At 69.8% G+C, this 14,770-nt stretch carries 10 protein-coding genes; 5 read left to right on the forward strand and 5 right to left on the reverse strand.

The window, feature by feature from the left end:
• Positions 1 to 101 precede the first annotated feature (101 nt).
• From AC3WQA_RS09315 to AC3WQA_RS09325, 3 genes are all read left to right on the forward strand, one after another.
• Positions 102 to 3,278 carry an efflux RND transporter permease subunit gene (locus AC3WQA_RS09315; RefSeq protein ID WP_492674788.1) on the forward strand — a complete coding sequence of 1,059 codons (3,177 nt, stop codon included), beginning with the start codon at positions 102 to 104 and terminating at the stop codon, positions 3,276 to 3,278.
• 82 nt (positions 3,279 to 3,360) lie between these two features.
• A complete protein-coding gene (locus AC3WQA_RS09320; protein WP_492674789.1) occupies positions 3,361 to 4,815 on the forward strand; it encodes a M16 family metallopeptidase in 1,455 nt (484 codons plus the stop codon).
• Positions 4,812 to 6,302, forward strand: coding sequence for a M16 family metallopeptidase (locus AC3WQA_RS09325; protein WP_492674790.1), 1,491 nt, complete (start codon positions 4,812 to 4,814; stop codon positions 6,300 to 6,302). The genes AC3WQA_RS09320 and AC3WQA_RS09325 overlap by 4 nt, the downstream gene beginning before the upstream one ends.
• A gap of 127 nt (positions 6,303 to 6,429) precedes the next feature.
• Here the strand turns inward: AC3WQA_RS09325 and AC3WQA_RS09330 are convergent, their stop codons facing one another.
• Together AC3WQA_RS09330 and AC3WQA_RS09335 are read right to left on the reverse strand one after the other, a co-directional pair.
• A complete protein-coding gene (locus AC3WQA_RS09330; protein ID WP_492674791.1) occupies positions 6,430 to 7,929 on the reverse strand; it encodes a YifB family Mg chelatase-like AAA ATPase in 1,500 nt (499 codons plus the stop codon).
• Between the two features lie 155 nt (positions 7,930 to 8,084).
• Complete coding sequence (locus tag AC3WQA_RS09335) at positions 8,085 to 8,342, reverse strand: accessory factor UbiK family protein (protein WP_492674792.1); 258 nt, start codon at positions 8,340 to 8,342, stop codon at positions 8,085 to 8,087.
• A 183-nt stretch (positions 8,343 to 8,525) separates the two neighbouring features.
• Here AC3WQA_RS09335 and glnK point away from each other — a divergent pair, with 183 nt between their 5' ends.
• Complete coding sequence (glnK, locus tag AC3WQA_RS09340) at positions 8,526 to 8,864, forward strand: P-II family nitrogen regulator (RefSeq protein WP_492674793.1); 339 nt, start codon at positions 8,526 to 8,528, stop codon at positions 8,862 to 8,864.
• Positions 8,865 to 8,896: 32 nt separating this feature from the next.
• Here glnK and AC3WQA_RS09345 read toward each other — a convergent pair whose 3' ends face one another.
• Positions 8,897 to 10,015, reverse strand: coding sequence for a GGDEF domain-containing protein (locus AC3WQA_RS09345; RefSeq protein WP_492674794.1), 1,119 nt, complete (start codon positions 10,013 to 10,015; stop codon positions 8,897 to 8,899).
• A 324-nt stretch (positions 10,016 to 10,339) separates the two neighbouring features.
• Between AC3WQA_RS09345 and AC3WQA_RS09350 the strand changes: the two genes are divergently transcribed.
• Positions 10,340 to 11,728, forward strand: a complete 1,389-nt coding sequence (locus tag AC3WQA_RS09350) for a M20/M25/M40 family metallo-hydrolase (protein WP_492674795.1) — start codon at positions 10,340 to 10,342, stop codon at positions 11,726 to 11,728.
• Between the two features lie 42 nt (positions 11,729 to 11,770).
• Here the strand turns inward: AC3WQA_RS09350 and AC3WQA_RS09355 are convergent, their stop codons facing one another.
• A complete protein-coding gene (locus tag AC3WQA_RS09355; RefSeq protein ID WP_492674796.1) occupies positions 11,771 to 12,100 on the reverse strand; it encodes a DUF1161 domain-containing protein in 330 nt (109 codons plus the stop codon).
• Positions 12,101 to 12,198: 98 nt separating this feature from the next.
• Positions 12,199 to 14,763: an ATP-dependent helicase HrpB gene (gene hrpB / locus AC3WQA_RS09360; protein ID WP_492674797.1), complete on the reverse strand. Its 2,565-nt coding sequence runs from the start codon at positions 14,761 to 14,763 to the stop codon at positions 12,199 to 12,201.
• Positions 14,764 to 14,770: the final 7 nt, after the last annotated feature.

The raw sequence follows: 14,770 nt of genomic DNA on the forward strand, positions 1-14,770 counted from the left end.
CCCCTGTCTTTTGGCAGGGGCTGCCTTGAGGCACATACGCCGCGCGGCGCGCTGCATGGACAATGGACAAGCCGGCTATGCTGGCGCGCCACGGAGGACACGTGAACATCTTCGCTCCCATGATCCGCCGCCCCGCCGGCACTTCGCTGCTCGCCATCGGGCTGGCGCTGGCCGGCATCTGGGCCTATCTGCTGCTGGGCGTGGCGGCGCTGCCGTCGATCGAGTTCCCCGGCGTGGGCGTGCAGGCCGCGGTGCCCGGCGCCAGTGCGCAGGTGATGGCCAACACCGTGCTGGCGCCGCTGGAGCGCCACCTCGGCCGCATCCCCGGGGTCAAGGAAATGTACGGCGACGCCAGCGAGGGCAGCGCGCAGATCCAGATCATGTTCGACATGAGCCGCAACGCCGACCAGGCCGCGCGTGACGTGCAGCAGGCGATCAACGCCGCCCAGCCCGACCTGCCCACCGCCATGTTGCCGCCGCAGTATTTCAAGTTCGACACCTCGCAGATTCCCGTCCTGCTCGTCACGCTGACCTCCAGCAGCCTGCCGCCGGACAAGCTCTACGACCTCACCGACACCCTGCTCAAGCCCGCCGTGGCGCAGATCCCCGGCGTGGCCCAGGTGCAGGTGGCCGGCGGCACGCCGCGTGCGGTGCGTGTGGCGCTGAACAGCGCGGCGCTGGCGCACGCCGGCATCACCGCCAACGACGTGGCCAATGCGCTGCGCGCGGCCAACGTCACCTCGCCGCAAGGCGTGCTGGCCAACGGCGCCACCCAGATGACGGTGACCGCCAACGACGCGCTGCAGAGCGTGCAGGACTTCGCCCACCTGGTGATCGCCAGTCACCACGGCGTGCCGGTGCGCCTGGCCGACGTGGCCACGGTCGACGGCGGCCAGGAAGACAAGTACGCCGCCGCCTGGTTCAACCGCGACCGCGCCGTGCTGATGCAGGTGAACAAGCGCGCGGACGCCAACTCGGTGGCCACGGTCAAGGCCATCCTCGCGCGCCTGCCGGCGCTGCGTGGCCTGATGCCGGCGGACGTGCAGATCCGCCCGGTGTTCGACCTCACCAACACCACCCAGTCGGCGCTGCACGAGGTGGAGGTGGCGCTCATCATGAGCGTGGTGATGGTGGCGCTGGTGATGCTGCTGTTCCTGCGCCGGCTGCGCCCCACCATCATCGCCATGTTCAGCGTGCCGCTGTCGCTGGCCGGCGCTTTCGTGCTGATGTGGACGCTGGGCTTCACGCTCAACACCCTCTCGCTGGTGGCGCTGGTGCTGTGCGTCGGCTTCGTGGTGGACGATGCGATCGTGGTGATCGAGAACATCGTGCGCCACATCGAGCAAGGCATGAAGCCGCTGGATGCCGCGCTCACCGGCGTGCGCGAGATCGGCTTCACGGTGGTCTCGATCACGCTGTCGCTGATCGCGGTGTTCGGGCCGATGGTGTTCGGCCGCAACCTGTTCACCCTGCTGCTGCGCGAGTTCTCGGTGACCCTGATCGCCACCATCGTGATCTCGGCGCTGGTATCGCTCACCCTCACCCCCGCGCTGTGCGGGCGCTACCTGGTGCACGAGCCGGCCGCAGCGCGCGCGCCGGGCCGGCTGGAGCGCTGGGCCGAGTGGCTCGATCGCCGCCTGCTGGCGTGGTACGAGCACGGCCTGGACTGGGCCATGCGGCATCGCCGGCTGATGCGCTGGCAACCGCCCATCCTCTTGGCGCTGACCATCGCACTGGCCGTCCTGGTGGGCATGACCGCCGGCGGCGGCCTGATGCCGAAGGAGGACATCGGCCTGCTGCAGGCGCGGCTCAGCGCCGACGCCAACATCTCGCCCACCCTGATGGCCGCGCGCACCAAGGACATCATCGCCGCGGTGCAGGCCGACCGCGACGTGCTCGACGTCACCACCATCCTGGGCAGTGGCAACGACGGCGGCGCGGTCGGCAACAGCGCCACGCTGTTCATCGACCTGAAGCCCAGCGGCGACGCGCCCGGCGATCGCCACGACAGCGCGCAGCAGATCGTCGAGCGGCTCTCCGCGCAGTTCAAGCAGCTGCCCGACCTCAGGGTCTCGCTGACGCCGGTGCAGTTCCTCGGTGGTGGCGGCGGCGGCAGCAGCGGCGGGCCGCAGTATTCCTTCCAGCTCACCAGCACCAGCGGCACACCGCTGCAGCAACCCACGCTCGCGCTGGCGCAGGTGATGCGCGGCATGAAGCCCTTCCGCGACGTCACCACCAGCTTCGACCACATCGGCAAGCAAGATCTGCTTGTCGTGGATCGTACCCGGGCGGCGCAGCTCGGCCTCTCCATGGGGCAGGTCGACGACGCGCTGAACGACGCCTTCGGCCAGACCCCGGTGTCTACCATCTACTCCGACATCAACCAGTACCGGGTGATCCTCACCTCGAACAAGGCCGACACGCTCAGCCCCGACGCCTTGCTGGGCACCTACGTGCGCAGCACGCAGGGCAAGATGATCCCACTCGCCGCGGTGGCGCGCATCCAGCCGCACATCGCGCCCGTTTCCATCCAGCACTACAACCAGATCGAATCCTCCGCCATCAGCTACAACCTCGCCAAGGGCACCACCCAGATCGATGGCCTGAAGCTGGTCGACCAGGCGATCTACGCCGCGCACTTGCCGCCGGGCGTGCAGAAGAAATTCACCGGCGAAAACCAGAACCTGATGGACGCGCTCACCAACACGCTGCTGCTGTTCGTGGCGGTGATCGCCGCGATGTACGTGGTGCTGGGCATCCTCTACGAGAGCCTGATCCACCCGCTCACCATCCTCTCCACCCTGCCCGCCGCCGGCATGGGCGCCTTCCTCGCCCTGCTCGCCACCCACAGCCAGCTCACCCTGATGGCGGTGATCGCGGTCTTGATGCTGGTCGGCATCGTGAAGAAGAACGCGATCCTGATGGTGGATTTCGCCCTGGTCGCCGAACGCGAGCGCGGGCTGTCCGCGCCGACGGCGATCCGCGAAGCCGCGCTGGTGCGTTTCCGCCCGATCACCATGACCACGCTGGTGGCGATGGGCGCAGCACTGCCGCTGGCGATCGGTTTCGGCGTGGGTTCGGAGATGCGCCAGCCGCTGGGCATCGCCATCCTTGGCGGCCTCCTGGTTTCGCAGTTGCTCACCCTGCTCAGCACCCCGGCCATGTACCTATGGCAGCACGACCGCCGCGAGCGCAAGGCCAGGCGCCAGTTGCTGCGCGCGGAAATCCAGCGTCAGCGCGAGCTGGCGAAGCAGGTGCCGGCGCTGCCGAAGCCGTAGCACGGCCACCGCCGCCCACGCGCGCACGGTTCAGCCTGGCTTGCTATGGTTCGGGCCTTGACCGACGAACGGAGCGATGCCCATGCACCTGCGCCCGGCCGCCTTGCTGGCCACCCTCACGCTCATCGCTATCGCGGCGGCGCCACTGCCGGCGCACGCGAAGACCACCAAGGCGCACCACGCCCGCCATACCCGCAGCGCGCCAGCCAAGGCCCCGGTGCAGGCGCCGGCGCCAACGGCCGACACGCTGACCATCCCGCCCATCCAGTACCGCGAACGCACCCTGCCCAACGGCCTGCAGGTACTCAGCATCGAGGATCACGCCAGCCCCGACGTGGCGGTGCAGATGTGGTACCACGTGGGCTCCAAGGACGATCCGCAGGGCCGCTCGGGCTTCGCGCACCTGTTCGAGCACCTGATGTTCAAGAGCACCCGGCACATGGCCGCCGAAGCGATGGATCGGCTCACCGAGGACGTGGGCGGCGCCAACAACGCTTCCACCGGCGACGACATCACCAACTACTTCGAGGTGGTGCCGAGCAACCACCTGCAGACCCTGCTGTGGGCCGAGGCCGACCGCCTCGCCAGCCTCAACGTCGACGCGCAGAATTTCCACTCCGAACGCGCCGTGGTGGAGGAGGAATACCGCCAAAGCGTGCTAGCCCAGCCGTACGGCAAACTGTTCAACGCGATCGACGAATACTCATACAAGGTGCATCCGTACCAGCGGCCCACCATCGGCAGCATCGCCGACCTGGAAGCCGCCACGCTGCAGGACGTGATCGCCTTTCACGACACCTACTACCGCCCCGACAACGCCACCCTGATCGTGGCTGGCGATGTCGACCCCAGGCAGCTCGATGCCTGGGTCGACCAGTACTTCGGCTGGATACCCAAGCCCGCCACGCCCATTCCGCAGGTGACCGCGAAGGAGCCCGCGCGCAGGAAGAACGCGCGCTACACCGTCACCAGCGCAACGGCGCCGCTGCCGGCGGTGGCGATGACCTGGCTGATCCCGTCCGCCGCCGACGGCAAGGACCTGATCCCGTTGCAGGTGGCCGCCGCCCTGCTGGCGCAAGGCGACGCCTCGCGGCTGTATCAGTCGCTGGTCTACCGGCACCAGGTGGCCCAGCAAGTGGGGGCCGATGCCGATGGCCGGGTCGGGCCGGGGCTGTTCACCGTCTACGCCATCCTCGCCAGCGGCCACACCACGGCACAGGCCGAGAAGCTGCTGCGTGAGGAAGTGGTCTGGCTCGCCACCCAGCCGATCCCCGCCGACGAGCTGGCGCGGGTGAAAATCCAGCTCTTGACCAGCGCGCTGAAGCAGCGTCAGACCGCGCAGGGCCTCGCCTTCGTGCTGGGTCGCGCCACCCTCACCGAAGGCAGCCCGGCGCGCGCCAACAGCGACCTCGACGCCTTGCAGAAGGTCAGCGCCGAGGATGTGCACCGCGTGCTGCGCGACTACGTCACCGGCACCCGCCACGTCACCATCGACTACCTGCCGCAGGTCGCCGCCAAGACCGGAGCCGCGAAATGAACCGCCGCCTCGCCTCCTCCACGCGTATGGCCGTCTTTACGGCTTTCTTTGCGGCACTGGTCGGCGTTGCCGCCGCGACCGACGCCCCCGCCAGCTTCCCTACCACCCCGCCTGCGCCCGGCCCCGCGCCGCGGCTCGACCTCCCCACACCCGCCACGCAGCGCCTGCCCAACGGGCTCGAAGTCGTCAGCGTGCGGCGTGCCAACCTGCCGCTGGTCACCGCGCAACTGGTGCTGCGCCGCGGCGGCGAATCGGATCCGGTCAACGAGGCTGGCCTCGCCGACCTCACCGCCAACCTGCTGGCCCGTGGCGCCGGCGGCCAGCGCGCGCCGCAAATCGCCACCGCCGCCGAGATGCTGGGCGGCTCGCTGCAGGCCGCCGCCGACTGGGACGAAAGCTCGCTGGGTATCACGGTCACCACGCCCATGCTGCCGAAGGCGCTGGCCCTGCTCGCCACGGTAGTGCGCCAACCCGACTTCGCCCCGGCGGAGCTGGCGCGGGCCAAGGCACAGGCGACCGATGCGCTGCGCCTGTCGCTCAGCCAGCCGCTCACGCTGGCCGCGCTGGCCGCCAATCGCGCGGTGTTCGGCGCGGGCGCCTACGGCCACTCACGCACCGGTACGCCAGCCTCGATCGCACACATCACCCGCGCCGACGTCGAGCGCCTGCATGCCGAGCTGTATCGCCCCGACAACGCCATTTTGGTGCTGGCCGGCGACATCACGCCGGCACAGGCGCTGCAACTGGCCACGGCCAGCTTCGGCGACTGGAAAAAGCCGCCCACGCCGCTGCCGCCGCGCCCCCAGGGCGGCGCCGACGGCAAGCTGCCCGCCATCCTCGTGATCGATCAGCCCGGCGCCGGCCAGGCCGGCGTGGTGGCCGCGCACGCCGCACCGGCGCGCAAGGACGCCAACTACTACGTCGGCGTGGTGGCCAACGCGGTGCTGGGCGGCTCCTACTCGGCGCGGCTCAACGAGGAAATCCGGATCAAACGCGGGCTTTCCTACGGCGCATCGAGCCACTTGCAGCCGCTGGCCGATGCCGGGGCGTGGCTGGCTTCCGCGCAAACCAAGAACCCCTCCGCGCCGCAGGTGGTGGCGTTGATGCAGCAGCAATTCGCCGTACTGGGCGACCGGGACGTGGCCGCCGCAGAACTCGCCGCGCGCAAGGCCACCCTGATTGGCGACTACGGTCGCCGCCTGGAAACTACCGCCGGCCTCGCCCAGGAAGTCGCCGAGCTGGCCGTCTACCAGTTGCCGCTCGCGGACATCAACCAGTACATCGCCAAGGTGCAGGCGGTGACGCCCAAGGAGATCACGGCCTACGCGCATCGGCACCTCGATGCCAGGCATACCCGCGTGGTGGTGGTGGGTGACGTCGGCCAGTTCGAAGCCGCCCTGCACAAGGCGTATCCAGAGGCCATGACACTGCAGGCCGATACGCTCGACCTGGACAGCGCCACCCTGCAGGCGCCACCGCCGCATTGAACCAAGCCGAGGCCTCGGCGACCGGGCCGGCGCTCCCGGCCCCGCGAAAAATTCGAACGTCGCCACGCGGGCGGCGCCGGCGTACCCGACGGCGGCAGACGGGCGATTTTTCACAGGCTCCCGGCGTTCAGCCGCGCCGATACTGCAGCGCCTCGGCCAGGTGCTCGCGCTCCAGTGTGGCCGCGCCATGGTCGAGGTCGGCGATGGAACGCGCCACGCGCAGCACACGGTGGTAGGCGCGCGCGGACAGGCCCAGCCGCTCCAGCGCCTGCTCGTACCAGCGCCGCTCGGCCGGGCCCAGCGCGCAATCCCGCTCCAGCTCGCGATGGCTGATCTCGGCGTTGGGCCGTCCCGCACGATTCAGGGCATGGCGTCGCGCGTTCAGCACGCGCGCACGCACCGTGGCCGAATCCTCGTCGCTGGCGCTGCGCGCCGCATCCATCTGGTGCAGCGGCAGCGGTGGCACCTGCACCGTCAGATCGATGCGGTCGAGCAGCGGCCCGGAGATGCGTGCGCGGTAACGCTGGATCTGGTCGGGTGTGCAGTGGCAGGGCCGATGCGGGTTGCCGGCGTGGCCGCACGGACAGGGGTTCATTGCCGCCACCAGTTGGAACTGGGCGGGGAACAGGCATTGCCGCGCCGCCCGCGACACCACGATATGGCCCGATTCCAGCGGCTCGCGCAGCACTTCCAGTACCTGGCGGCTGAACTCGGGCAGCTCGTCCAGGAACAACACGCCGTTGTGCGCCAGCGAGATTTCCCCGGGTCGCGGCTGTGATCCGCCGCCCACCAGCGCCACCGCCGAAGCCGTGTGATGCGGCGCGCGAAACGGCCGGCGCCGCCAATTGGCCGGGTCGACGGGCTGTCCGGCGATGGAGCGCACGGCGCAGGTTTCCAACGCCTCCGATTCGCTCAAGGGCGGCAGAATGCCAGCCAGGCGTTCGGCCAGCATGGTCTTGCCGGTGCCCGGCGGCCCCATCATCAGGAGGTGATGACCGCCCACGGCGGCGATTTCCAGCGCGCGGCGCGCTTGCTGCTGGCCACGCACGTCACGCAGATCCGGGCCGTCGTAGACGCCGCCGGCGCTGCCCACCGGCTCGGGCGCCATGAGATCCTGCGCGCCACGCAACCAGCCGCAAACCTCGGCCAGGCTATCGGCCAGGCGCACGTCCACCTCGGCCACCAACGCCGCCTCGGCGGCGTTGGCGCGCGGCACCACCACCTTGCGCCCGCGTGCCCGCGCGCGCAGCAACGCCGGCAACACGCCGGGCACGGCACGCAGGCTGCCGGAAAGCGCCAGTTCGCCAAAAAATTCGCAATCGTCCAGTTTCTCGCGTGGCACCTGACCGCTGGCGGCGAGGATGCCCAAGGCGATCGGCAGGTCGAACCGCCCGCCATCCTTGGGCAGCTCGGCGGGCGCGAGGTTCACGGTGACCTTGCGACCGGGGTACTCGAAGGCCGTGTTCTGGATCGCCACCCGCACGCGGTCGCGCGCTTCGCGCACGGCAGCTTCGGGCAGGCCCACGATGCTGGTGGCGGGCAAGCCGCCGGAGAGATGCACCTCGACCATGACCTGGGGCGCGGCAACACCCTCCTGGGCACGACTCAGGGTGACGGCAAGGCTCACGTGACGACCTGCTGCCGACACGCGGGGAGGCGACGGTGACGTACCTCCATCAGTCGGCTCCTGGCGCAATGGCGTGACGTGGCAAAAAATAACCGCCCCCGACCGGTGGCTCGGGGTGAGGGTGACAGGTCGGGGGCGGCTCCCAGGAGGCGGTGCTAGTCCCCGCGGGCGACGGCGATGGCCTCCAGTTCGGCCACGCGCCGCTCAAGCTCTTCGATCTTGGCGCGGGTGCGGGCGAGCACCTGGCTCTGGACATCGAACTCTTCGCGGGTGACTAGGTCGAGGCGGCGCAATCCTTGTGCCAGGACATCGTGAAAATTGGCCCGCAAATCCTGTTGCGCCTGCGCCACTCCTGGCGGAACCAACGATGCCAGGCGTCGTGCCAGCTGGTCGATATCAAGCCTGTCCATCATGGACGACGCCTCGAACTCGTCGGAAACAAGTGTCGACCATCAAAAGGGGGGCGCACCATCGGTAGACTCCGTGAGTATGTGTAGGGATTGTCCTACAAGCGCTTCGCCGTACGCGACAGCAGGCGCCCGCGCAGGCAAAATGGACGCAGGCGTCGCCCCGGCGCCCTGCCTTAAGGACACCCCATGAAGCTGGTCGTGGCGATCATCAAGCCGTTCAAGCTCGACGACGTGCGCGAGGCGCTGGCCGAGGTCGGCGTGCAGGGCATCACGGTGACCGAGGTCAAGGGTTTCGGCCGCCAGAAGGGCCACACCGAGCTGTATCGCGGCGCCGAATACGTGGTCGACTTCCTGCCCAAGATCAAGCTGGAGGCGGCGGTGGCCGATGAGCAACTGGATCGCGTGCTGGAGGCGATCCAGGCTTCCGCCCGCACGGGCAAGATCGGCGACGGCAAGATTTTCGTCAGCCCGCTGGAGCAAGTCATCCGCATCCGCACCGGCGAACTGGATCAGGACGCACTGTAGCCACCGCCCGCTGGCACAGGCCGGCCCGGCGGTCAGAACAAGTCGATGCTGCCCGAGGCGATGTCGTCTTCCAGTTCGCCGCGCTCACGCAGATCCTCGTAGCCACGCACGCCGTTGCGGCCGTGGTTCTTGACAAAATACAGCGCCTTGTCGGCGCGACCCAGCACGCTTTCCGGGTAATCGTGCCGCCCCACGCCGGCATAGCCGGCACTGATGGTGACCCGGCCGACCTGCGGGAAGGCGCTGTCGGCCACCAACAGACGGAAGCGTTCCAGCACGGCGCGCACCTCGGATTCGCTGATGGAGCCGAACAGCACCACGAACTCCTCGCCGCCGAAGCGGAACAGCACGTCGCCGCGCCGGAAGCAATTGCGCATGCGCTGGGCCAGCAGCAGGATCACCTCGTCGCCCAGTACATGCCCATAGGTGTCGTTGACCAGCTTGAAATGGTCGATATCGAGAATCGCCAGCCACACCTTGGGCTGCTCGCCCGGCGGCAACGACGATTCGTTGCCACGCTCCAGCGCCTGTTCATGCTGCAGCAGCAGGCGTTGGAACTGGCGTTCCAGCGTGCGCCGGTTGTACAGGCCGGTGAGCTTGTCGCGCTCGCTCTCGTAGAGCAGCGCCGTGTAGTTGGCGTAGATCCGCGCGAACCCCTCGGCCAGCGGCTGGTTGGTGGCCGATGGCGCGCTACTGTCCATCTGCAGGGCACCGATCACGCGGCCATCGCGCTGGATCGGCACCACCAGCCGGTGCACCTCGCCCACCTGCTCCGCTTGCACGTGGCCGTCGTCCATGCAGCGGAACAAGGCCACCAAGGCGGGATCCTTCTCGTCCGGCTCGCCTATCCCAAGTCGATACTTGCCCTGCGCATCCGGTTCGCAGCGCACCATGTCGCTGATCGCCGAACTGTCCACCGCGCGTGTCACCAGGGTCACCCCCTGCGCCGCAGTCAGCTCAGCCAGGGTCAGCACGAGGCTGTGATCGAGCGCGCCCATGTCGCGGTGGTGGGTGAAAGCCGCCACCGAATCGAGCAGACGGGTCTGCGCGGCGCGATCCGGCGGCGGCGGCGCGGCCGTCGCGCCAGACGCATCACCCTCGTCCGCCGGCTCGCGCGCCGGCTCGTCACGGGTCGTTTCACCTTCAGACATCACCCCTCCCCCGCAACAACGACAAAACCCGCCATGCCCGTGGCGCAACCTGCCATGCCTGTATCTGCCTGCCTATCGGCTGACAGGCGGTCAACTTGAGGCGACACGGGCTATTCACAGGCACGGCTCCCCGCGCGCCCTCGCGCGTATGGTGCCCTCATGGTGACCGTTATGCCAGCCGCGGCGACCGAACCCGCCCGCATCCGTCCAGCGGAAACGGCCGCTGGCCGGGGCACGCGTCGCCGGCACCCCGTAACGCCACGCCAGGCGACCGGTTGCGATATCGTTTGTTCGCACGTCCATCACCATCAGGGAACTGCCAACATGCGCCCGATCCTGCCTGCAGGCTGCCTGATCGCCCTGGCCGTCGCCGCGCCATTGCGCGCCGGCGAGCTGCCCGTCGTCCCGCGTGAGCAGCCCGCCCTGCAGGCGCTGGCCCATGCGCCGGTCGAGACGGAATTGCGCGCCACGATCACGCATCTGGCAGGCTTTGGCACTCGCCATACGCTTTCCGACACCACCTCCGCCACCCGCGGCATCGGCGCCGCACGGCGCTGGGTGAAGGCGCGCTTCGCGGCGATCTCGCACGATTGCGGCGACTGCCTCGAAGTCATCACGCCCTCGCAGGTGTTCAGCGGCCGGCGCATACCGCAACCCACCGAAGTGATGGACGTGGTGGCGATCAAGCGCGGCAGTACCGACCCGCAGCGCGTGATCGTGATGACCGGGCACCTGGACTCGCGTGCCAGCGACGTGATGGATGCCCACAGCGACGCACCCGGCGCCAACGACGACGCTTCGGGCGTGGCCGCGCTGATCGAGGCGGCGCGCCTGCTGTCGAAACAGGACAACCGCGCGACGCTGGTGTTCGCCGCACTGTCCGGCGAGGAACAGGGTCTGTACGGCGGCAAGGTGTTGGCCGATTACGCGGTGGCGCACGGCTGGCAGGTCGAGGCCGAGCTCAACAACGACATCGTGGGCAACAGCCGCGGCCAGAACGGCGTCATTGACAACACCGTGGTGCGGGTGTTCTCCGAAGGCACCAAGAGCAATGAGACGCCGGCGCAGGCGGCCTACCGCCGCTACCACGGCGGCGAGCTGGACTCGCCCTCGCGCAACCTTGCGCGCACCATGGCGCGGCTTGCCGACCAATACCTGCCCGATTTCCGCGCGCGCATGGTCTATCGCACCGACCGCTACGGCCGTGGCGGCGACCAGGTGCCCTTCCTCGAAGCTGGCTATCCGGCCGTGCGCGTCACCGAAGCGCACGAGGACTACACCCGCCAGCACCAGGATCTGCGCACGCAGGGCGGCGTGCGCTACGGCGACACCGTGGACGGCATCGACTTCCGCTACCTGGCGCGGGTGACCGCGTTCGACGCGATCACCATGGCCGCGCTGGGCCGCGCGCCCGCGCCGCCCGACGGTGTGGATGTCCATGGCGCGCTGGCCACCGACACCACGCTGGACTGGAAGAAGGTGCCAGGCGCCGCCGGCTACCGCGTGCATTGGCGCGACACCACCGCACCGCAGTGGCAGCACGCCCGTGCCGTGGGCGACGTCGACCACGCCGTGCTCAAGGATGTGGTGATCGATGACTGGTTCTTCGGCGTGTCGTCCGTTTCCGCCGATGGCTACGAGAGCCCGGTGGTGTTTCCCGGCGATGCCGGCAGCTTCGTGCGTTCGCCGCCCGCCGATTCCGCCGGGAAGTGATCCGACGACCGCTGCCGCATGTCCACGACGCGGCGGCACCTGTCAGCCGCCGCTCTTCCCGTCCGCCGCCTCGCCCTTGTCGGCCTTGCCTTGGTCGGGCTTGCCTTTATCCGCCGGCTCGGTCGCCTCCGTCGCTGGCGCGCTGCCGGCGGCGCCGCGCGTGTAGACGATCTGCTTGCTGCCTTCGCACTGGCCAACCACCTTGCCGCCGTCGGCGGCCTTCCCGGCGTCGACCACCTCCAGCGTGTAGTTGGCCACGCCCTTGGCCTTGAGCTTGGCGTCGATGCTCGACTTCACCGCATCGCACGAGGCCTGGGCCAGTACGGGCGCAACCAGCAGCGCCAGCGCAACGATGACTACCTGGGTTTTCATGGGGATGCCTCCATGGTGGGAAGTGCCCATCAGACAGGGAGCGCGATGAAGACGGCGTGGACGCCCAGCGTCCCACCATCGACCGGCGGCCGGCGCCGTCAGCTGCCGCGCGGCTTGGCGCGGTGCGTGGGCGTGGCGGTCCACGGGTCGTCCGGCCAGGGATGCCGGGGATAGCGGCCCTTCAGTTCTTTCTTCACCTCGGGATAGGTACGCTCCCAGAAGCCCCGCAAATCTTGCGTCACCTGGATCGGCCGACCGGCCGGCGACAGCAGGTGCAGGGTGACCGGCACGCGCCCGCCGCCCACGCGCGGCGTGTCGTCCAGGCCGAACAGTTCCTGCAGCTTCACCGCCAGCACCGGCGCTACGTCGGGCGCGTATTCCAGTCGGCGTGTCTGCCCGCTGGGCACGACGAGCGCGTCGGGCGCGTGGGCGTCCAGCGCCTGACGCTGCGCGTGGCCGAGCTGCGCCGACAGTGCCTGCGCGAGTTCCTCCGTGCCCAGCGCGTCGAGCCGGCGCTTGCCGGCAAGGTAGGGTGCCAGCCAGTCCTCCAGCGTTGCGAGCAATGGGCCGTCCGACACATCGGGCAGGCCCAGCTCCGGCATCCAGCCGCGCAAGGCCTGGATACGCAGGCGCAGGCGGCGCGCGGAATCGCTCCACGGCAGCGCATCCAGCCCCCGGCTACGGATGGCGGCGAGCAGCGCGGGCAAGGCATCTTCCGGCCGCACCGGCACGCTGCGGCGCCCCAGCACGATGGCAGCATAGCGGTGCTCCTCGCTGGCCTCCACCGCGTCGCGGGCATCATTCCAGCGCAACACGCGCTCCCGTACGAAGCGTTGCGGATAGTCATGTTCCAGCACGCGTGGATCAAACGGCGCGGCGGCGAGGATCAGGCTGTCGCGTGCCTCGAAGCGCAGATCCAACGCCACCAGCCAGGGCTCGCCGAGCAGGGCGGTGTGCTCGTGCAGGCGCGCGCCACGGCCGTTGGCCAGCGTGTAGCGCAGCGGGTTGGCCTCGTCGCGGCGCGCGATGCGGTCGGGGAAGGCGTGCAGCAAGAGGTCGCCCACCGCGTGGCTGTGCGGCGTGCCGCTGGCGGACGTGCGGACGTCCAGACGTCTGCGCCAGCCTTTGCTGGCCTGCTCGACCGCAGCCAGCGCGCCCGCATCGGCGCCGTGACCGCGGCGATCGCGCCAGGCATGCAGCGCGGCCACGCGCATGCGGAAGTCGTCGCTGCGCGCCTGTTCGCCGCGCAGCGGCGAGCGCGCCTCCATCAGCGCCAGCAGGTCGGCCACCAGCGGCCGCAGGTTTTCTGGCGTGCGCAGCGCGGCGGCGCCCAGTCGTGGCGTGGCGCCCAGCGTCAGCATGCGCCGGCCCAATGCGGTGATGCGGCCGGCGTCATCCAGCGCGCCGAGGTTCGCCAGCAGTTCGCGCGCCTGCGCCAGCGCGCCGGCCGGCGGCGCGTCCAGCCACCGCAAGGCGTTGCTGCCCCATGCCGCGAGTTCCAGCGCGAGGCCGGAGAGTTCAGCCTGGGTGATTTCCGCCGCGCGTGCCGACTCGAGCCGCTTGCTCTGCGGCCACAGCCGATACGCCGTGCCCTCCGCCACACGCCCCGCGCGCCCCGCGCGCTGGTCGGCCGAGGCCTGCGAAATGGCGACGGTTTCCAGCCGGGTGAAACCGGAGTTCGGATCGAAGCGCGGCTCGCGCGCCAAGCCGCTGTCGATCACTGCGCGGATGCCCGGCAGGGTGACGCTGGATTCGGCCACGTTGGTGGCCAGCACGATGCGGCGCGTGCCTGCCCTGAGCCCATCGAAGGGGCCGGGCTCCGCGGGCGACAAGGCCCATTGCTGTTCGGCCAGCGACAGTTCGCCGTGCAGCGGCACGACTTCGATGCGCACGCTGTCTCCTCTCCCGAGGGGAGAGGGGAGCGAAAGCGCAGCGTCCCGTACAACGGTTTCTTCCAGCACGGCCTGCGCCCGCGCGATCTCGCGCCGACCGGGCAGGAAGGCCAGCACGTCGCCGGCGTTTTCCGCCAGCGCCTGCTTCACCACGCGCGTCAGCTGGTGCTCGATGGTTTCCTGCGCGCGCGCCGGCGGATGCTCGATGCGCACGGGGAAGCTGCGGCCGGGGCTGGTGAGCCGCGGCGCATCCAGCCATTGCGCGATGCGCTCGCCGTCCAGCGTGGCGGACATCACCACCAGGCGCAGGTCGGGCCGCAGCGTGGCCTGCACGTCCAGCGCCAGCGCGGCGCCGAGATCGCCGGCGAGGTGGCGCTCGTGGAATTCGTCGAACACGATGGCGCCAACGCCGGGGAGTTCGGGATCGTCCTGGATCAAGCGCGTGAGGATGCCCTCGGTGACCACTTCGATGCGCGTGGCCGCGCTCACCCTGGCCTCGAAGCGGATGCGGTAGCCGACGGTCTGCCCCGCCGCTTCGCCCAGCTGTCGCGCCATGAACGAGGCGGCACCGCGCGCGGCGATGCGGCGCGGTTCGAGCATCACGATCTTCCGGCCGGCAAGCCAGGCCGCGTCGAGCAGCGCCAGCGGCACCTGGGTGGTCTTGCCGGCGCCCGGTGGCGCCTCCAGCACCAGCCGCGGCCGCGCTTCAAGCGAGGCGCGGATCTCGGGCAGCAGCGGGGTGATGGGGAAGGTCGGGACGGCGGAACTCATCGCGGCG

It is taken from the genome of Rhodanobacter sp. FW106-PBR-R2A-2-24 (genome assembly GCF_058789615.1).